Annotated in this window: 21 protein-coding genes; 9 read left to right on the forward strand and 12 right to left on the reverse strand. The window is 70.6% G+C overall.

Annotation, left to right across the window (positions count from 1 at the left end):
* Positions 1-101 precede the first annotated feature (101 nt).
* Both AC1DWJ_RS11095 and AC1DWJ_RS11100 read left to right on the forward strand, forming a co-directional pair.
* A complete protein-coding gene (locus AC1DWJ_RS11095) occupies positions 102-638 on the forward strand; it encodes a hypothetical protein (RefSeq protein ID WP_477620788.1) in 537 nt (178 codons plus the stop codon).
* On the forward strand, positions 638-1,234 hold the full coding sequence (locus AC1DWJ_RS11100) for a hypothetical protein (protein ID WP_477620789.1): 597 nt from the start codon (positions 638-640) through the stop codon (positions 1,232-1,234). Before AC1DWJ_RS11095 ends, AC1DWJ_RS11100 begins: the two co-directional genes overlap by 1 nt.
* On the opposite strand, the gene rsgA is transcribed toward AC1DWJ_RS11100, so the two are convergent.
* The 3 genes from rsgA to AC1DWJ_RS11115 are packed head-to-tail and all read right to left on the reverse strand — an operon-like array spanning position 1,156 to position 4,059.
* Complete coding sequence (gene rsgA / locus AC1DWJ_RS11105; protein ID WP_457253569.1) at positions 1,156-2,208, reverse strand: ribosome small subunit-dependent GTPase A; 1,053 nt, start codon at positions 2,206-2,208, stop codon at positions 1,156-1,158. The genes AC1DWJ_RS11100 and rsgA overlap by 79 nt on opposite strands.
* Entirely contained in the window at positions 2,205-3,533 is a 1,329-nt protein-coding gene (gene aroA, locus AC1DWJ_RS11110; RefSeq protein ID WP_477620790.1) for a 3-phosphoshikimate 1-carboxyvinyltransferase, read from the reverse strand. The genes rsgA and aroA overlap by 4 nt, the downstream gene beginning before the upstream one ends.
* A complete protein-coding gene (locus tag AC1DWJ_RS11115; protein WP_457253567.1) occupies positions 3,520-4,059 on the reverse strand; it encodes a DoxX family protein in 540 nt (179 codons plus the stop codon). Before AC1DWJ_RS11115 ends, aroA begins: the two co-directional genes overlap by 14 nt.
* A 103-nt stretch (positions 4,060-4,162) precedes the next feature.
* Between AC1DWJ_RS11115 and AC1DWJ_RS11120 the strand changes: the two genes are divergently transcribed.
* Both AC1DWJ_RS11120 and AC1DWJ_RS11125 read left to right on the forward strand, forming a co-directional pair.
* Positions 4,163-5,059: an SOS response-associated peptidase gene (locus AC1DWJ_RS11120; protein ID WP_477620791.1), complete on the forward strand. Its 897-nt coding sequence runs from the start codon at positions 4,163-4,165 to the stop codon at positions 5,057-5,059.
* The gene (locus AC1DWJ_RS11125) at positions 5,056-5,691 is read left to right on the forward strand and encodes an alpha/beta hydrolase family protein (protein ID WP_457253565.1); all 636 of its coding nucleotides are present in this window, start codon (positions 5,056-5,058) and stop codon (positions 5,689-5,691) included. Before AC1DWJ_RS11120 ends, AC1DWJ_RS11125 begins: the two co-directional genes overlap by 4 nt.
* A gap of 26 nt (positions 5,692-5,717) precedes the next feature.
* Here the strand turns inward: AC1DWJ_RS11125 and AC1DWJ_RS11130 are convergent, their stop codons facing one another.
* The gene (locus AC1DWJ_RS11130) at positions 5,718-6,260 is read right to left on the reverse strand and encodes a ferritin (protein ID WP_457253563.1); all 543 of its coding nucleotides are present in this window, start codon (positions 6,258-6,260) and stop codon (positions 5,718-5,720) included.
* Positions 6,261-6,487: 227 nt separating this feature from the next.
* Between AC1DWJ_RS11130 and AC1DWJ_RS11135 the strand changes: the two genes are divergently transcribed.
* Positions 6,488-7,138 carry a sigma-70 family RNA polymerase sigma factor gene (locus AC1DWJ_RS11135; protein ID WP_477620792.1) on the forward strand — a complete coding sequence of 217 codons (651 nt, stop codon included), beginning with the start codon at positions 6,488-6,490 and terminating at the stop codon, positions 7,136-7,138.
* Positions 7,135-7,416: a mycothiol system anti-sigma-R factor gene (gene rsrA, locus AC1DWJ_RS11140; RefSeq protein WP_457253561.1), complete on the forward strand. Its 282-nt coding sequence runs from the start codon at positions 7,135-7,137 to the stop codon at positions 7,414-7,416. Before AC1DWJ_RS11135 ends, rsrA begins: the two co-directional genes overlap by 4 nt.
* 110 nt (positions 7,417-7,526) lie before the next feature.
* Here the strand turns inward: rsrA and AC1DWJ_RS11145 are convergent, their stop codons facing one another.
* A complete protein-coding gene (locus AC1DWJ_RS11145; protein WP_369791897.1) occupies positions 7,527-7,601 on the reverse strand; it encodes a 50S ribosomal protein bL37 in 75 nt (24 codons plus the stop codon).
* Positions 7,602-7,925: 324 nt separating this feature from the next.
* Here AC1DWJ_RS11145 and AC1DWJ_RS11150 point away from each other — a divergent pair, with 324 nt between their 5' ends.
* The 3 genes from AC1DWJ_RS11150 to AC1DWJ_RS11160 all read left to right on the forward strand — a co-directional run bounded on the left by AC1DWJ_RS11150 (position 7,926) and on the right by AC1DWJ_RS11160 (position 10,871).
* Positions 7,926-8,078: a hypothetical protein gene (locus tag AC1DWJ_RS11150; protein ID WP_457253560.1), complete on the forward strand. Its 153-nt coding sequence runs from the start codon at positions 7,926-7,928 to the stop codon at positions 8,076-8,078.
* A 157-nt stretch (positions 8,079-8,235) separates the two neighbouring features.
* The gene (locus tag AC1DWJ_RS11155) at positions 8,236-9,570 is read left to right on the forward strand and encodes an HD-GYP domain-containing protein (protein ID WP_477620793.1); all 1,335 of its coding nucleotides are present in this window, start codon (positions 8,236-8,238) and stop codon (positions 9,568-9,570) included.
* Complete coding sequence (locus AC1DWJ_RS11160) at positions 9,570-10,871, forward strand: HD-GYP domain-containing protein (protein ID WP_477620794.1); 1,302 nt, start codon at positions 9,570-9,572, stop codon at positions 10,869-10,871. The genes AC1DWJ_RS11155 and AC1DWJ_RS11160 overlap by 1 nt, the downstream gene beginning before the upstream one ends.
* 136 nt (positions 10,872-11,007) lie before the next feature.
* Here the strand turns inward: AC1DWJ_RS11160 and mctP are convergent, their stop codons facing one another.
* The 7 genes from mctP to AC1DWJ_RS11195 all read right to left on the reverse strand — a co-directional run bounded on the left by mctP (position 11,008) and on the right by AC1DWJ_RS11195 (position 16,885).
* Positions 11,008-12,684, reverse strand: coding sequence for a monocarboxylate uptake permease MctP (mctP, locus tag AC1DWJ_RS11165; protein ID WP_457253557.1), 1,677 nt, complete (start codon positions 12,682-12,684; stop codon positions 11,008-11,010).
* On the reverse strand, positions 12,681-12,986 hold the full coding sequence (locus AC1DWJ_RS11170; RefSeq protein WP_457253556.1) for a DUF3311 domain-containing protein: 306 nt from the start codon (positions 12,984-12,986) through the stop codon (positions 12,681-12,683). Before AC1DWJ_RS11170 ends, mctP begins: the two co-directional genes overlap by 4 nt.
* 202 nt (positions 12,987-13,188) lie before the next feature.
* On the reverse strand, positions 13,189-13,587 hold the full coding sequence (sodN, locus tag AC1DWJ_RS11175) for a superoxide dismutase, Ni (protein ID WP_056922388.1): 399 nt from the start codon (positions 13,585-13,587) through the stop codon (positions 13,189-13,191).
* A gap of 181 nt (positions 13,588-13,768) precedes the next feature.
* Positions 13,769-14,140, reverse strand: a complete 372-nt coding sequence (locus AC1DWJ_RS11180; protein WP_457253555.1) for a S24/S26 family peptidase — start codon at positions 14,138-14,140, stop codon at positions 13,769-13,771.
* Complete coding sequence (locus AC1DWJ_RS11185; protein ID WP_457253554.1) at positions 14,140-15,021, reverse strand: amino acid ABC transporter ATP-binding protein; 882 nt, start codon at positions 15,019-15,021, stop codon at positions 14,140-14,142. Before AC1DWJ_RS11185 ends, AC1DWJ_RS11180 begins: the two co-directional genes overlap by 1 nt.
* Positions 15,021-15,971: an amino acid ABC transporter permease gene (locus AC1DWJ_RS11190; RefSeq protein WP_457253553.1), complete on the reverse strand. Its 951-nt coding sequence runs from the start codon at positions 15,969-15,971 to the stop codon at positions 15,021-15,023. Before AC1DWJ_RS11190 ends, AC1DWJ_RS11185 begins: the two co-directional genes overlap by 1 nt.
* Positions 15,971-16,885: an ABC transporter substrate-binding protein gene (locus tag AC1DWJ_RS11195; protein ID WP_457253552.1), complete on the reverse strand. Its 915-nt coding sequence runs from the start codon at positions 16,883-16,885 to the stop codon at positions 15,971-15,973. Before AC1DWJ_RS11195 ends, AC1DWJ_RS11190 begins: the two co-directional genes overlap by 1 nt.
* Positions 16,886-17,027: the final 142 nt, after the last annotated feature.

A 17,027-nucleotide genomic window follows, 5' to 3' on the forward strand; every position in this document is an offset into this window, starting at 1 on the left:
GGTGACAACGAATTTCGGTGAATTCTCGTGTCACCCATCGCGTCGTGGTGTCGCGTCAGTGAGGTGTCAGCACCACGGCATCACAGGGCAAGGAGAGCATCATGGAACACATCCAGTCATCACCTCTTTGGCGGAGGACGGCCACCGCGGCGGCCTGCGCTGCGATCGTGGGCGTGGGCGCCGCAGTCGCCCCGGCTGTTGCGGGGGCGGCACTGAACTTCAACAGTGGGTTGCGGGACTTGGCCCCGACAGCGTCCGGACCGTTCGACGGGGCGTCAGCCAAGCTGACCCTGGTCGGCACGGACGCGACGCAGGCCGTGTTCGTCGTCCATGGCGTGGACCCCGCGGTGGCGGGCCGGACGTTCGGCGCACACCTGCACCGCGGGCCCTGCGTGGCGGGAAACGGCGGGGCAGCCCTCGGCCACTACAACCACTCCGCGACGACACCCGCCACGGTGAACGACCAGACCGAGATCTGGCTCGACGTGACCATCAACGACGGTGGGAACGGGCAGAGCATGGCCCGGGTCGACTGGGCGCCGGCGGCCGGCCCGCGATCCGTGGTGATCCACGCCAACCCGACCGCAGCGGACGGGACCGCGGGGGCGAGGCTCGCGTGCCTGCCCGTGGAGTGGTGATGACAGGCTCCCGGCACGCGGTGCTCCGCGCCGCCCTCACCGGCCTCGGCCTGGGGGCGGCGTGGGGTGTGGTGGCCCGGGCCTGGATGCGCCTGGTGTCGACCGAGCCGGAGTTCACCTGGTCCGGCACGTCGATGGTCATCGGCCTCAGCGGTGTCCTTGGGCTGCTGATCGGGCTCTCGTGGGTGGCGCGCCACGCCACCGGGCCTCGGCGGTGGTTCCGGCTGCTGTTCGTGCCCGGGCTCATCCTGTTCGCCGGACAGGGCGCGCCGCTGGCTCCCGGACTGCTCGTCGCCGGGCCGTTGCTGCGTCGTCCTGGCCTGCTGGCCCGCGCCGTGACGGTCCTGGCCATCGCCGGTCCCGGCGTGTTGCTGTGGTGGTCGGGGCGTCTCGACGAGGACACCATGTTGTCCGCGCCGATGCATGTCCAGCTCGGACTGCTGTTCGGGATGCCAGTGCTGTCAACGGCATTGGCGTTCGCCGGCCACTTGGTGCTGGGTCCGCTGGGGCGGCGGGTTCAGTCCGAGTCGCCCGACCGCGCGCGCAACAGGCGCCGCAGCGACTCCAGGCGTGAAGTGCCGGCCGGCCCCGCCTGACCGGATGCGACCCACGCGTCGAGGGCGCACTCCTCCTCGTCGTGGGTGCATCCGCGCGGGCACTCGGCCGTGCCGGGCTCCAGGTCGGGGAAGTGCTGGATGATCCGGGCGAGGTCCACGTGGGCCAGGCCGAAGGACCGCACCCCGGGGGTGTCGATCACCCAGCCGCTGCCGTCCGGGAGCCGCAGCGCGACTGCGGAGCTGGAGGTGTGGCGACCACGACCGGTGAAGTCGTTGACCACTCCGGTCGCACGGCGGGCATCGGGGACCAGCCCGTTGACGAGGGTGGACTTGCCCACGCCGGAGTGGCCGATGAAGACGCTGACCCGGTCGACCAGCTGCTCCTGCAGTGCCTCGAGACCCTCGAAGCCGGTCTCACCGGTGGCGGTCACGATGTTGCGCACGTTGAGCGGGGCGTAGTTGGCGAGGAAGGCGTCGGCGTCGGCGAGGTCGGCCTTGGTGAGCACCAGCAGCGGATCGAGCCCGGCGTCGTAGGCGGCCACGAGGCAGCGGTCGATCATGCGGGGACGCGGCTCGGGGTTGGCCAGTGCGGAGACGATGACGAGCTGGTCGGCGTTCGCGACGATGACGCGCTCGACCGGGTCGGTGTCATCAGCGGTGCGGCGAAGCACCGATCGCCGTGGGGTGAGGCGGACGACCCTGGCCAGGCCGTCGGGGTTGCCGGTGGTGTCGCCGACCAGCTCGACGTCGTCGCCGACGACGATGCCCTTGCGCCCCAGCTCGCGGGCCTTCATGGCGGTGACGATGCGCTCCGGCCAGGGCCTCCCGTCAGGGCGCTTGCCGCCAGCGCCCGCCGCGACCAGCACGGTGTAGCGACCACGGTCGACGCCGATGACGAACCCGGGCACGGCGTCCTCGTGGGCGGGGCGGTCCTTGGACCTCGGTCGGGACCCCCGACGGCTCGGCCGGATGCGGACGTCGCTCTCGTCGTAGTCCGACGCGCGTCGGCTCACCGTCGGTCACCACCGGGGTCCACCAGGCCGTGCCACAGGTCGACGAACTCGGGGAGGGTCTTGGCCACGGTGCCGGGGTCCTCCACGACGAGCCCGGGGGCGCGCAGCCCCAGGACGGCGCCGGCCATGACCATCCGGTGGTCGGCGTAGGTGTGGAACAACCCTCCGGTGAGGGCGCCGGGCACGATGCGCAGGCCGTCGTCGGTCTCGGTGACGGTCGCGCCGGCGGCGCCGAGCTCGCGCGAGAGGGCGGCCAGCCGGTCGGTCTCGTGTCCCCGGATGTGGGCGACCCCGCGGATCACGGTGGGGGAGTCGGCCAGCGCGGCCAGCGCAGCGACCACAGGGGTGAGCTCGCTGGCGTCGTGCAGGTCCACGTCGACCCCGCCGACCTCACCGTTCCCCGACACGGTCAGCCCCTCGCGGGAGAGGGAGACGTCGGCCCCCATGGCGTCGAGGATGTCGCGGATCGCGTCGCCCGCCTGCGTGGTGTGCTGGGGCCAGCCGGGCACGGTGACGCGTCCGCCGGTCACGAGTGCGGCGGCGAGGAACGGCGCGGCATTGGACAGGTCGGGCTCGACCTGCACGTCGAGACCGTTGATCTCGGACGGCTCGACCCGCCAGGTGTTGGCGTCGCCGTCGTCCACGATGGCGCCCGCGTCGCGAAGGGTCTCGACCGTCATCTCGATGTGGGGCTCGGACGGGACCGGCTTGCCCACGTGGTGGATCGTCACGCCGTTGTCGTAGCGCGGAGCGGCCAGCAGCAGCGCGGAGATGAACTGGGACGACGAGGACGCGTCGAGCGTGACGGCACCACCCGGCATGCTCCCGGTGCCGTGGACGGTGAAGGGCAGCGTGCCGCGGCCCTCGTCCTCGACCGTCGCCCCGAGCACTCGCAGGGCGGCGAGCACCGGCCCCATCGGGCGCACTCGCGCCTGGACGTCGCCGTCGAAGGTGACCAGGCCGTCGGCCAGGGCGGCGACGGGTGGGAGGAAGCGCATCACGGTGCCGGCCAGCCCGCAGTCGACGTGCGCCCCGCGGTTGAGCGTCGCCGGCGTGACCACCCAGTCGGGGGCGAGGGCGCCGTGCCCGGTGGCGTCGTCGACGCCCGCACCGAGGTCGCGCAGGGCCTGCGCCATGAGGAGCGTGTCGCGTGACCGCAGCGGCCGACGCAGCCGCGACGGGCTGTTGGCGAGCGCGGCGAGGACGAGGAAGCGGTTGGTCAGGGACTTGCTGCCCGGCAGGGCGACCTCGGCGTCGACGGGTCGGGTCGCGCGGGGCGTGGACCAGTCGCCCTGCGCGGCGTGCGATGGGTCAGGTGAGGGCATCGTGCGCCTGGGCGGCCGCCAGCTTGGCCTCGCGACGGGCGGCGTGCGCGGCGTGCTTCGCCTCGCGCCTGGCCCGCTTGGCGGTTCGCTTCGCGGAGTCGCCGGCGAGCCCGGCGCGGTAGGCAAGGCCGGGCTTGCCCTCGGTGTCGACGCTGGCGAGCAGGAGGCCACCGAGCAGCCCGAGGTTCTTGAGGAAGCCGATCCGCTGGGTGCGCTTCACGGCCGGGTCGGTCTCGGCCCAGAAGGGGTGGCCGACGTAGGTGGTCGGCACGAGCGCGCCGGCCAGGGCCAGGGCGGCGAGGCGCGGCACCCGACCGGTGGCGAGCAGCGCACCGCCCGCGACCATGGTGGCGCCGTTGGCCCGCACGAGGAGCTCGGGGTCGTTGGGCAGGCCCAGGGGAGCGAGCTGCTCGGCGAAGGGGGCCACCTTCGGCTTGAGGGCCGAGGGGTGCCGGAGCTGCTCGAGGCCCTGGACGACGAAGATCGCTGCGAGCAGCGGCCGGGCCACGCGGCGGACGAGGGTCATGTTCACTCCTGGTGATGCCTTGGGGGGTGCGGTCGGTCGGTTCGCACGTCGCCTCCCTGTCTACCGTATTGGCAGGTCAGCGTCGCTGCGTACCCTGTCCACCATGTGCGGCCGATACGCAGCGACAGCAAACCCCGACGAGCTGGTCGAGGAGTTCGAGGTGGAGCAGGACCGCACCTCGGAGCCGGCCCGCAGCATCCTCAAGAACCCTCAGTCGCCGCCGGCCGGCACGCCCGACTACAACCTCGCCCCGAGCAAGCAGGCGCCCGTCGTCCTGGCCCGCGCTCCCCGCGACACCGCGGAGGAGTATGCCGGTGAGCCGGCTCCCGTGCGCCAGCTGCGGTTGCTGACGTGGGGGCTGGTCCCCAGCTGGGCCAAGGACGTCAAGATCGGGATGCGGATGATCAACGCCCGGGCCGAGTCGGTCCTGGAGAAGGGCTCGTTCGCCAAGGCCGCGGCGTCGCGCCGGTGCCTGGTGCCGGCCCAGGGCTGGTACGAGTGGCAGAAGTCCCCGGTCAGCACGGACGCGAAGGGCAACCCGCGCAAGCAGCCGTTCTACCTGCACCGGGCCGACGGCGACATCGTGGCGTTCGCCGGTCTCTACGAGTTCTGGCGGGACCGCGAGATCGCGGACCAGGACGACCCCGAGGCCTGGCTGACGACCTTCACGATCATCACCACCGACGCCGAGCCGGGCCTGGACCGGATCCACGACCGGCAGCCGCTCGTCCTCGAGCGGGGCGACTGGGCCACCTGGCTCGACCCCGCTGTCACCGACCCGGCCGTCGTGGGCCGGCTGCTCGCCTTCGCGTCGCCGGGACGCTTCGAGGCGCACCCCGTCGGGACGGCGGTCTCGTCCAACCGCAGCAACGGCCCCCAGCTCATCGAGCCGGCCGGCCCCGACGAGCTCGACGGCGTCGTCGACCCCATGACCGGCGAGATCATCGGCGGCCACGCTGCCGGTGCCGCCGACTCGGCCGGAGGGCCCAACCCCGCATGAGCACCACCCGAGTCGTCGACGTCGAGACGCCGCTGGGACCGGCGCGCGTCCACCTGGCCCGACCGCCCCGGGCGCACGGCTCGGTCGTCCTCACCCACGGCGCGGGCGGCAGCATCCGCGCCGGCGACGTGACCGCTGTCGCCACCGGGCTGGTCGAGGCCGGGTGGGCCGTGGCCCTGGTCGAGCAGGCCTGGGTCGTCGCCGGGCGCAAGCTGCCGCCACCCGCCGCGACGCAGGACCCCGCGTGGCTGCCGGTCGTCGCGCACCTGGCCCGGGGGCGCGGCGCCCTCCCCAGGCCGCTGGTCGTGGGCGGCAAGAGCAACGGGGCGCGGGTCGCCTTCCGCACCGCCCACGAGGTGGCCGCCGATGCGGCGCTCGCGCTGGCCTTCCCGCTCCACCCGCCGGGCAAGCCCGAGCTCTCGCGGGCGGAGGAGCTGCGCGCACCCGTGCCACACGGCATACCGCTGCACGTGGTGCAGGGCGAGTCCGACGCGTTCGGCACGCCTGCCGAGGTGCGCGCCGAGCTGCCGGACCCGTCGTGGGTGACCGTGGTCAAGGGCGGTCACGGTTTCACCAGGAAGCCGGACGACCTGGTGGCCGCGGCCGTCGCCTTCGTGCGCTCGCTCGCCTGAGGCCCGGCCGGGTCGCGGTCCTGCGGCTAGAGCGCGCCGCCGGCGGCGGCCGGCGCCGAGGCGTCGTTGCCGCTGTCGCCCACGGCCTCACGGGCGAGGTGGTCCTCGATCTGGAACCAGTCCTCACCGGCTCGCTGCGCGATGGTCAGCAGGGTGTTCATCGCCGCCACTTCCTCGACCTGCTCCTTGAGGAACCACAGCATGAACTGCTCACCCAGGACGTCGCCCTCGGTGCGGGCCGCGCGGAACAGCGCCTCGATCTGGGTGGTCACCGACTTCTCCTGCTCCAGCGCGAGGGCGATCGGCTCGTGGGGCTTGCCGAACTCGTTGCGCACCTCGTCGACGCCGGGGACGGTCAGCGCCCAGTCACGGTCCAGCATGTACTGGACCATCATCATGGCGTGGTTCCGCTCCTCGACGCTCTGGAGGTAGAAGTGCGTCGCCAGGCGCGGGAGGTCGTGCCCGTCGAACCACACCGCGATGGCGATGTACTGCTGGCTGGCGGTGAACTCGTGGCGGACCTGGTCCGTGAGCAGCTGGACGAAGGTGGGTTCCGGAGCGCGCGACATACCGGAAACCGTAGCGCCTGGGAATGACGGCGAGAGGCGCCCCGTTGGACCAAGGGACCGGCCGCGAGGCGGTCGAATCCCACCGATGCACCACCAGGAGCCAGTTCGTGCCCGTCATGACCGCACCGCCCGTCCGCGGCACCGCGCTCACCGCGCCTGTCGGACTGGGCCTGTCCGCCACGACCGAGAAGCCTGTCGACGCCACCGCGGGACTAGGCTGGAGGGCAATGACTGAGACACCCGCCACCGACACCATCATCGACGAGGCCACCCCTGACGCCACGGTCGACGTGTCCAGCGAGACCCCCGCCGAGCGCCAAGGGCGCTTCGAGCGCGAGGCGATGCCGCTGCTCGACCAGCTCTACTCCGCGGCGCTGCGCACCACGCGCAACCCGGCGGATGCCGAGGACCTGCTCCAGGAGACCTACACCAAGGCCTTCGCGGCGTTCCACCAGTACCGCCCCGGCACGAACTTCAAGGCGTGGATGTACCGGATCCTCACCAACACCTACATCAACACCTACCGCAAGAAGCAGCGCGAGCCGCTGCAGTCCGATGCCGCGGAGATCGAGGACTACCAGCTCGCCCGTGCGGAGTCGCACAGCTCGAGCGGCCTGCGGTCGGCCGAGATGGAGGCGTTGGACCACCTGCCCGACACCGAGGTGAAGCGGGCGCTCCAGGAGCTGCCGGAGGACTTCCGGATGGCGGTCTACCTCGCCGATGTCGAGGGCTTCGCCTACAAGGAGATCGCCGAGATCATGGACACCCCCATCGGCACCGTCATGTCGCGGTTGCACCGCGGCCGGCGCCAGCTGAGGGAGCTGTTGACGGAGTATGCCGCCGAGCGCGGCTTCGTGACCCAGGGAGCGGACTCATGAGCTGCGGAGAAATGGGACCGGGAGAGGCTGCGGGCTCGGACTGCTCCGAGGTGCTGCACCGGGTCTACGAGTACCTCGACGGCGAGATGACGCACGCCGACACGGTCAAGATCAAGCACCACCTCGAGGAGTGCGGGCCCTGCCTGCAGGAGTACGACCTCGACCAGGCGCTCAAGGCGCTGGTCAAGCGGTCGTGCGCGTGCGAGGAGGCCCCGGTGGCGCTGCGCACGTCGATCATGGCCCGGATCACCACCATCACGTACCAGATCTCCGAGTAGCCAGCGGGGCGCTCCGGACCCCACGAGGGGACGACGGGGCCGCCGACGCCAGACGGGGCGGTCGAATCCAGTGGATTCGACCGCCCCGTCTCGTGCGTCGTGGCGCTGGCTCAGGCGTTGGGCTTGCGGCCGTGGTTGGCCGCGTTGCCCTTGCGCGAGCGGCGCTTGCGGGCGCGCTTGCTCATGGGAGTCACTCCGTCAGTGGTGGTGAGGCGCGATGTGCACCAGGTGCACGGCGATTGTCTCACAGCCTCGAGGTGCCATCGTCCGCCAGAGCCGAAATCGGGATCTCTGCGGGCAAACACGGACCAAAGGGCCCAAGCATGCCGGGAAAAGGTGCGACGCCTTGTTCAAGGTTTGGCAAAGAACGGGCAAGGAAAGTCCCAAGGATACAGGTTGACCGGCATCATAGTCCTGTCCGCGCACCGCACCCCTGGCGGCTCGGGACAATTGATGGTCTGAAGTAACCGAACGGACGAGTCGGGCATCAGACAGAAGGAGCATCTGCCATGAAGGCGATCACCACCCTCTTCGAGTCCATCCTCACCAAGGACGACTCGCTCGTCTGGACTCCGGCTGACGGTCCCACCAAGGCGATGCCGGACGCGGGCTGGCACTGGGACGGCGTCGAGGCGAACCGCGGTTGGCACTGGGACGGCTGAGCCTCGCTCCACCGGCCCCTCCGGCCGGTAAGTTGACGGCATGAGCCCTTCGCCGTCGAGCCCTTCCGAGGGCTCCGGCACGAGTGCGCTCCGAGTTACCCTGTTCATCGCTTTTGTGTGTGCCCTTGCCCTGGCGGCCGGCGCCCTGGCATGGCTGGTGGCTGGCCCGCCGACCAATGTCCCCGCCGTGGCCCTCCTCCTGCTCGTCGCGGTGGCCGGCTGGGTCGGTCGCGACAACCCGGTCGGGACGCGAATCCGGATCTCCTTCGTCAGCATCGTCGTCCTCGCCTCCATCGTCATCACCGGCCCCGTCGGGGCCGCGCTGGTGGGTGGAGGGGCCAACCTCGTGGGCTTCCGCAAGGTGCCCCGCCGGGCCCGGGTGTTCAACACCGGCATGTTCGCCTTCATCGGCGCCGTCGGGGGGCTGGTCTACCTGACCGTCGGCGGCCAGGCCGAGATCGCGTCCCTGCACGCCCCCGCCCTGCTGCTGCAGGTCGGTCTGCCCCTCGTGGCGGCGGACGTCGCCCAGTGCCTCGTCAACGCCCTGCTGCTCGCGGGCATCCAGAACATCGTCAGCGCCATCCCGCTGCGCACGCAGGTCTGGGCGCTGCTGGCCACCACGGGGCCTGCCTACATCGGTTATGGCGTCATCGGCTTCCTCTTCGTCGTGCTCTGGATCCCCGCGGAGGTGGGCTGGTTCAGCTCGGTCCTCGTGCTCGCCCCGCTGTTCGTGGCGCGGTGGGCGTTTGCGCAGTACGGCGACGAGCTGCAGGCGCACGAGCGCACGCTGCGGGCCCTCGTCACCGCCGTCGAGACGAAGGAACCGCACAATGCCGGCCACAGCGAGCGGGTCGCCCAGCTGAGCGAGTGGATGGCCGGGGCCATGATGCTGGGCCACAAGGAGATCGAGGACATCCGCACCGCAGGGATGCTCCACGACGTCGGCAAGGTGGCCATGCCCACCCGACTGCTCGGGTCGCGGCAGGCCCACACCGACGACGACCACGTCACCATGGCCGGGCACGCGCTCGCCGGTGTCGAGCTGGTCAAGGACGTCGACTTCCTCTCCGGGTCGGTGGACGGGATCGCCCACCACCACGAGCGCTTCGACGGGCGGGGCTACCCCGACGGGCTCAGCGGCGACTCGATCCCCCTGGCCGCCCGCATCATCGCGGTGGCGGACGCGTTCGAGTGCCTGACCTCCGCGCGTTCCTACCGGCCCGCGCTGCCCCCTGAGGAGGCGTTGGACGTCGTCCGCGGACAGGCTGGCACCCAGTTCGACCCCCAGGTCGTCGAGCTGCTGGTCAAGGCGCTGTCGCGGCACGAGTGGGCCGTGACGGACCGCACCCCCGACGAGCTGGCCTCGGCAGGCGTGGCCCTCGACCACGACGAGCCGGAGGTGTCCGACCACATCGCCTTCTCCGACCGGTTGCGCACGAGGATCACCGGCCGCGCGGCCGGGCTGCACCACGCGAGCGGCGAGGTGCGCTGATGCGCGAGCGGCTGCGTCGCATCGACCTGCGGGGCGCCATCGGGCTCCTCTGCGGCGCCTGCATCGTGGTCTCGCTGTGGCTGTCGCTGGGCTCGGTCGGCGAGCTGGCCGGCGGGGTCGGGCTGGAGATGCTGATCTTCCTCGTGGCGATCGCCCTGGGCGAGACCGCGCGGCTCACCATCCTGACCGGCCGCGAGACGGCTCCCATGTCGACGGCAGCTGCGCTGGGCCTCTCGCTCACGCCCCTGACGGAGGCCGGTGACCCGCCGGTCGATGCCGCCGTCGTCGTGGCGACCATCTCGCTGGGCATGCTGGCCGGCTTGCTGATCCTGCGGCTCGTCACCGGTTCGGGACACTGGGGCGGCACGGCGGCACGCCTGCTCGCCGCTGCCAGCGCGGCGGTGCTCTACCGCTCGGTCGACTTCAGCGGTCACACCCTCATCGCCCTGCAGGACAGCTGGCACGAGCATCGCTGGCTCGTCGCGATCGTCATGCTCCTGGTCGGCAGCGTGGCGATGGTCGTCGAGCTCGCGCTCGAGGCGGCGGTGCGGGCCGGGCGCGACCACGCGCCCCTGCTGCGGTCGGTGGTCGACGAGGTCCGGTCCAGCGGCGGCCTGGCCACCGCGTTGGTCGCGTCGGGAGCGTTGATCGCCCTGGCCGAGGTCGCCGTCGGCGTGGCCGCCCTGCCGCTCTTCCTCTTCCCGCTGCTGCTGACCTACTTCGCCGTCCAGCGCTACGCCTCGATCCGCGCCACGTACCGGCAGACCATCGGGGCGCTCTCCTCGCTGACCGACCGGGCCGGCTACACGCGCACGTCGCACGCCCAGCGCGTCGCCGACATGTCCGTGGCCGTCGGCCGTGACATGGGCATGGGCCAGCGCGAGCTCACCGACCTGGAGTATGCCGCGCTGCTGCACGACCTCGGCCAGGTGGCCCTGAGGGCCCCCATCCCCGAGGGGGCCACCGTGATGGCGGCTCCCGCCGATCAGCAGCGGATCGCCCATGACGGCGCTGAGATCGTCCGCACCACCGGGGTGCTCGACAACGTCGCGGCGATCCTGGAGGCCCAGACGACCCCCTACCGACAGGTCCGGGAGTTTGGTCAGGAGCTGCCGATGTCCAGCCGCATCATCAAGGTCGCGAACGCCTACGACGACCTGTGTCCACCCAATGGCAACGACGACCGGGCGATGGAGCGGATCCACCTCGGGCTGGGCTACGAGTACGACCCCCGCGTGGTCGACTCGCTCACCCGGGTGCTCGAACGCCGTCGGGGTCGCACGCCGATGTCGGCCGGCTGACGCGACCGAGGCTGCACGGCATACCTCGCCGTCGCCTGGTGGACCGCACGGCAACCGGCCGGGGGCAGCCGGGCAACGCAGTGGGCGGTGCCGGGACCTCGTCCCGACACCGCCCGACCTTGCTGAGGGGCCGCCGCTACGGCGTGCCCGTGGTGAGGTGGGCGTCCATCTCGCGGTTCTTCTCCACGCGGGGGTCACCCGCATCGGCGAAGTAGTCGCCCCGGATCGTCTCGTCGCGACCGGCGTCGACCTTCATCGCCGTCAGCACGACGGTCAGGACCACGGCCACCAGGAGGTTGATGACGAACGCCGTCATGGCGATGTAGCCCAGGTCGCCGAGCACCGGGATCGGGTCGAGCGACCCACCGAAGTGCGCGACCTTGCTGCGCGGGTTGGCCACGCCCCACGCCGCATAGGTGCCGTAGGCCATGCCCACCGCCCAGCCGGCGAGCAGGGCCCAGCGGTGGAACCACCGCGTGTAGAGCCCGAACACGATCGACGGGAGCGTCTGCAGGATCCAGATGCCGCCGAGGAGCTGGAAGTTGATCGCGTTCTGCTTGTCGAGGGTCAGCACGAACACCAGGGCGAACGCCTTGACCAGCAACGAGATCAGCTTGCCGACCTTGGCCTCCTGGGCATGGGTGGCGTCGGGCTTGAGCCATTCCTTGTAGATGTTGCGGGTGAACGTGTTCGCGGCTGCGATCGACATGATCGCCGCCGGGACCAGCGCCCCGATCGCCACCGCCGCGAACGCGACCCCGGCGAACCAGCTGGGGAACTTGTCCTCGAAGAGCTGCGGGATGACCAGCTGGGCATTGGGCTTGCCGTCGAGACCGATCGGCTTGGTGCCAGCCGCGATCGCCACCCAGCCGAGCAGGGCCAGGAGGCCGAGGACGAACGAGTACGCCGGCAGGATCGAGGCGTTGCGGCGGATCGTGTTGCGGCTCGAGCTCGAGAGCGTGGCCGTGATCGAGTGCGGGTACATGAACAACGCCAGCGCCGAGCCGAAGGCCAAGGTGGCGTAGGCGACGAACTGCTGCTGCGACGGGATGAAGGCGCCGTTGGGCTTGCCGTCGATCGGGTTGGGTGCGGCCATCTTCTTCTCGGCGGCACCGAAGATCGCGTCCCAGCCGCCGACCTTCGTCGGCAGGTAGATCACGGCCACGATGATGACGAGGTAGATCAGCGCGTCCTTGACGAACGCGATGACCGCGGGGGCCCGCAGACCACTGGAGTAGGTGTAGGCCGCGAGCAGGGCGAAGGCGATGAACAGCGGCAGGTCCTTGGCGAGGACCGACTCGCCACCCACACCGGCGACCTCGAGGACGGCCTGGATGCCGACCAGCTGGAGCGCGATGTAGGGCATCGTCGCGAGGATGCCGGTAACCGCCACCGCGAGCGACAGCCCACGGGAGCCGTAGCGCCCGCGCACGAAGTCGGCCGGCGTCACGTAGCCGTGCCGGTGGCTGACCGACCACAGGCGCGCCATGAAGATGAAGATGATCGGGTAGAGCACGATCGTGTAGGGGACCGCGAAGAACCCGGCGACCGCACCGGTCGCGAACATCGCCGCAGGCACCGCGACGAAGGTGTAGGCCGTGTAGAGGTCGCCGCCGAGGAGGAACCAGGTGACCCAGGTGCCGAAGCGGCGACCGCCCAGACCCCACTCGTCGAGCGACTCCATGCTGTCGGCCTTGCGCCACCGGGTGGCCCAGAAGCCCATCCCGGTCACCAGTGCGAACAGCAGGACGAGGACGGTCAGGGCGACCCCGTTGACGCTGGTGTCGGTCACGAGGGGGGCGAGCGCGGTCATCGGCCGGCCTCCTCGTCGCGGCGGCGGGTCTCATCGTCGCGGTGGCCCGGCATCGGGCGGTGCGGGCGCGCCCTGAGCACCAGCTTGTAGGCCGTGAACGTCAGCGCGGAGCAGAGGAAGACCCAGAGGAACTGGTACCAGATGAAGAAGGGGAAACCCCACAGCTCGGGGTCCTTGCGCGCGTAGCTGCCGACCCAGGCCAGCGCCACCAGTGGGAGGGCGAGCAGGACGCCGGCAATGGCCAGCAGACCCTTGTTGGCAGGGGGGACTGTGTCGTGATCGACGTCGGTGTCGATGCTCACCGTGACCTCCAATGGAGAGTGGGCGACTGCGGGACGGCAGCCAGTGCGTACGATATGCCCGACTCGTGGGTAACTGTGGGAGCAAACAGGGGTCACTTCCGCACCAACCCGCAGGTGGCAGGCGTGCGCAGGGCAGGGTCGGCGTCCCCAACGACGAACGCCCGCCCCGCGGTGCGGGACGGGCGAACGGCTGGAGCGGACCTCAGGCGGCCTTGGTCTCCTTGAAGATCTTGTCGATCTCGTCGATCTTGGCGAGCAGCTCGTCCGCCTTCGCGGCGTCGAACTCACCCTTGGTGCCCGACGCGCCAGCCAGCTTGGTGGCCTGGTTGAACAGCGTGTGCAGGTCGGGGTACTTCTCGAAGTGCGGCGGCTTGAAGTAGTCGGTCCAGAGCACCCACAGGTGGTGCTTGACCAGCTCGGAGCGCTGCTCCTTGATGACCACCGCGCGGGTGCGGAAGTCGGGGTCGTCGTTGTCGGCGACCTTGGCGATGATCGCCTTGATCGACTCGGCCTCGATGCGCGCCTGGGCGGGGTCGTAGACACCACAGGGCAGGTCGCAGTGGGCGCTGACCTCGGTGGTGCGGAAAATGCGGGAGAGCATGCGAATCCCTTCTGCGAGGTGGACTTCCGGGCGTAGCAGGAGTTCAGGAACCTTCACCTGCGTCTTCGACCCTACCCCGCAGGTCAGCGAGCCGCACGGCACCCCCTGGGCTGCCCGGCATACGAACCGGTATGCCGCGTGGGCGGCTCTCGCGCACCCGCTCGCGCGGGGCCCCCGCACCTCAGTCGAGGTCGGGGCGCCCGCGGCGCGGGCCGGGCAGACGGACCCGGTGGGGGATCCGGAAGAGCACGATCGCGCGGATCTGCTCGCGAGCCAGCGAGCCGATGCCGTGCGTCCACGAGTCGGCGACACCGGTGGCGCTCTGGTTGTCGCTCTCGACCCAGTAGCGCCGCCGGTCGCTGGGGTCGCGCATCGTGACGCGCTTGATGGCCAGCGGTCGGGGGTTCCCGGAGTCGTCGTCGGGCAGCCGGACGATGGCCAGGCGGCCGAGCCGGGGCGGTGCGCCCCGCAGGACGAGCATCCGGTCACCGGTGTGGAGGGTGGGCTCCATGGACCGTCCACGGACGACCACGACGCCGAGCCCCACCGGCATCAGCCGGCGCCCTCGGTGTCCAAGGGCGCCACGGCGCCCTCGCGGGCCTTTTCGTGCGCTTCCTCCTCCTGCCGCATCCGCCGCAGGAAGCTGCGGGTGCGCTCGTGCTGGGGGTTGGAGATCACGGTGCTCGGCGGTCCCTGCTCGACGACCACGCCGCCGTCCATGAAGACGACGCGGTCGGCGACGTCACGGGCGAAGCCCATCTCGTGGGTGACGACGATCATCGTCATGCCGTCCTGGGCGAGCTGGCGCATCACCAGGAGGACCTCGCCCACGAGCTCGGGGTCAAGGGCCGAGGTGGGCTCGTCGAAGAGCATCAGCTTGGGCTGCATGGCCAGGGCACGGGCGATGGCGACGCGCTGCTGCTGACCACCCGAGAGCTGGGCGGGGTAGGCGTTGGGCTTGTCCTTCAGCCCCACCTGCTCGAGCAGGGCGAGGGCGCGCCCGCGGACCACCTTCTTCTTCTCGCCCTTGACCTGGATCGGCGCCTCCATGATGTTCTCGAGCGCCGTCAGGTGGGGGAAGAGGTTGAACCGCTGGAAGACCATGCCGATCTCACGGCGCTGGGCGGCGATCCGCTTGTCCGTGAGGCGGTGCAGCGTCCCGCTGCGGTCCTCGTAGCCCATCAGGTCGCCGTCCACCCAGATCCGGCCGCCGTCGATCGACTCGAGCTGGTTGATGCACCGCAGGAAGGTGGTCTTGCCCGATCCCGAGGGTCCGAGCAGGCAGACCACCTCACCGGGGTGGACGTCCATGTCGATGCCCTTGAGGACCTCGGTGCCGTGGAACGCCTTGGTGACGTTGACGGCGTGGACCAGGGGGTCTCCCGTGCTCATGCCGGTGTCCGTGGTGGAGCCGGTGCTGGTGTCGGTGCTCATCAGTGACCTGCCGTGATCGTGTCGAGCTTGCGCCGGGTGGCCTTGGACGGGGCTCCGAAGCCGCGTCCGTAGTAGCGCTCGAGGTAGTACTGCCCCACCATCAGGATCGAGCACACGATGAGGTACCACAAGGTGGCGGCCATGAAGCCGGGCACGATCTGGAAGCTCCGCGAGCCGAAGCCGTAGGCCTGGAAGTAGAGCTCGGTGATGATCGACGCGGCGATGAACAGCGAGGTGTCCTTGACCATGGCGATCGTCTCGTTGCCCGTCGGGGGCACGATCACGCGCATCGCCTGGGGCAGCACGATCCGTCGCATGGTCTTGCCGGGGGGCATGCCGAGGGCGTGCGCCGCCTCCGCCTGTCCCTTGTCGACCGACAGGATGCCGGCGCGGGCGATCTCGGCCATGTAGGCGGCCTCGGAGAGCCCGAGGCCCAGGATGCCGATCCAGATCGAGGACGAGATGTCGTTCCAGCTGAAGCTGAAGAAGGTCAGGTCGTTGCCGAGGCCGAGCGCCTTGGACAGCTGCTGGCCGAACGGGATGCCGACGTCGATCGGGTTGTACAGCACCGCGATCGCGCCACCGAGGATGGCCAGCAGGACGTAGCGCGGCATGGCCCGGAAGAACCAGGTGTAGACGAACGCCACCCCCCGCAGCACGGGGTTGGTCGACAGCCGCATGACGGCCAACGCGATCCCGAGGACGATGCCGAGGACCATGGCGCCGATGGTGCCGAAGATGGTCCCCTTCCACAGCCCGTCGATGACCGGCCGCTGCTGCATGATCTCGAACGCGAAGGACCAGTTCCAGTTCGGGTTGGTGACCACCGAGCTCACCATCATCGCGACGATCACGAGGATCACCGCGATCGCGACCCAGCGCCAGGGGTGCCGGACCGGCCGGGCGTGGATCTTGCCCGGCCGGTCCGCTGCAGCGGAGGTGGTGGACATCAGGGCTGCGGGTTCACAGCGAAGTCGCTGATGGCGCCGCCCTCGGTCTTCCACTTCGCGAGGATCGACTTGTACGTGCCGTCGGCCTCGAGCGACTTGAGCGCGTCGGCGATGGCCTGCCCGAAGTCGGTCTGGTCCTTGGGGAGCACGTAGCCGTAGGGCGCCGAGTCGTACTGCTCACCGAGCAGCTCGAGCTTGCCCTGGGTCGTGGCGACGGCGCTGATGGCCGGCGGCAGGTCGACGAGCATGGCGTCGGCCTTGCCGGTCAGGACCGCCGAGGTCACCTTGGCCTGGTCGGCGTCGACGATGGGCTTGATGGCCGGCTTGCCGGCGTCGGTGCACTCCTTGCTGCGCTTCGGCAGGTCCTCGTCGGCCTGGACGGTGGCCTTCTGCACGGCGATGTTGAGGCCACAGGCGCTCGCGGGGTCGACCTTCTTGGGGTTGCCCTTCTGGGTGACCCACTGGGTGCCTGCGGTGAAGTAGCTGACCATGGTGGCCTGCTTCTCGCGCTCGGCGTTGACCGTGAAGGAGGACACGCCCACGTCGTACTTGCTGCTCGTCACGCCGAGGATGATCTGGTCGAAGCCGGTGGGGACCCACTCGGTCTTGATGCCGAACTTGGCCATGACCGCGTCGAAGAGCTCGACGTCCATCCCGATGACGGTCTTGCCGTCGGAGTCGAGGTACTCGTTCGGCTGGTAGGTCGCGTCGGTGCCGATGACGATCTTCCCGGCGCTCTTGATCTTGGCCGGGAGCTTGGCCACGAGGGCCTGGTCGACCGTGGCCTTGGTCGTGGAGCTGCTCGAGCTGCTCGTGTTGGTGGACAGCGAGTCGGAACCACAGGCCGACAGTGCCAGTCCAGCGGTGGCCAGCCCCGCGATGAGGAGGGTGGTGGGGCGAAGGCGGTGGGTCATGCGGTGAGGTTCCTTCCTCGGATGACGAGTGGCGGGCAGGGGCGCGGCGCCACGTGGGGGACTGACGCGCATCCTGCCACCCCGATGGGCGACGCGGGTCACACTCGCGTCACGACGGTGGTTTCGCCGTCCCTCTTGTGCC

The sequence above is a fragment of the Pedococcus sp. P2_D7 genome, assembly GCF_056404295.1.

Bases quoted from the DNA above. Each gene is read 5' to 3' on its own strand.
- AC1DWJ_RS11095 (WP_477620788.1), top strand. From the start codon at position 102: ATGGAACACATCCAGTCATCACCTCTTTGGCGGAGGACGGCCACCGCG.
- AC1DWJ_RS11100 (WP_477620789.1), top strand. From the start codon at position 638: ATGACAGGCTCCCGGCACGCGGTGCTCCGCGCCGCCCTCACCGGCCTC.
- aroA (WP_477620790.1), bottom strand. From the start codon at position 3,533: ATGCCCTCACCTGACCCATCGCACGCCGCGCAGGGCGACTGGTCCACG.
- AC1DWJ_RS11115 (WP_457253567.1), bottom strand. From the start codon at position 4,059: ATGACCCTCGTCCGCCGCGTGGCCCGGCCGCTGCTCGCAGCGATCTTC.
- AC1DWJ_RS11120 (WP_477620791.1), top strand. From the start codon at position 4,163: ATGTGCGGCCGATACGCAGCGACAGCAAACCCCGACGAGCTGGTCGAG.
- AC1DWJ_RS11125 (WP_457253565.1), top strand. From the start codon at position 5,056: ATGAGCACCACCCGAGTCGTCGACGTCGAGACGCCGCTGGGACCGGCG.
- AC1DWJ_RS11130 (WP_457253563.1), bottom strand. From the start codon at position 6,260: ATGTCGCGCGCTCCGGAACCCACCTTCGTCCAGCTGCTCACGGACCAG.
- AC1DWJ_RS11135 (WP_477620792.1), top strand. From the start codon at position 6,488: ATGACTGAGACACCCGCCACCGACACCATCATCGACGAGGCCACCCCT.
- rsrA (WP_457253561.1), top strand. From the start codon at position 7,135: ATGAGCTGCGGAGAAATGGGACCGGGAGAGGCTGCGGGCTCGGACTGC.
- AC1DWJ_RS11150 (WP_457253560.1), top strand. From the start codon at position 7,926: ATGAAGGCGATCACCACCCTCTTCGAGTCCATCCTCACCAAGGACGAC.
- AC1DWJ_RS11160 (WP_477620794.1), top strand. From the start codon at position 9,570: ATGCGCGAGCGGCTGCGTCGCATCGACCTGCGGGGCGCCATCGGGCTC.
- mctP (WP_457253557.1), bottom strand. From the start codon at position 12,684: ATGACCGCGCTCGCCCCCCTCGTGACCGACACCAGCGTCAACGGGGTC.
- sodN (WP_056922388.1), bottom strand. From the start codon at position 13,587: ATGCTCTCCCGCATTTTCCGCACCACCGAGGTCAGCGCCCACTGCGAC.
- AC1DWJ_RS11180 (WP_457253555.1), bottom strand. From the start codon at position 14,140: ATGCCGGTGGGGCTCGGCGTCGTGGTCGTCCGTGGACGGTCCATGGAG.
- AC1DWJ_RS11185 (WP_457253554.1), bottom strand. From the start codon at position 15,021: ATGAGCACCGACACCAGCACCGGCTCCACCACGGACACCGGCATGAGC.
- AC1DWJ_RS11190 (WP_457253553.1), bottom strand. From the start codon at position 15,971: ATGTCCACCACCTCCGCTGCAGCGGACCGGCCGGGCAAGATCCACGCC.
- AC1DWJ_RS11195 (WP_457253552.1), bottom strand. From the start codon at position 16,885: ATGACCCACCGCCTTCGCCCCACCACCCTCCTCATCGCGGGGCTGGCC.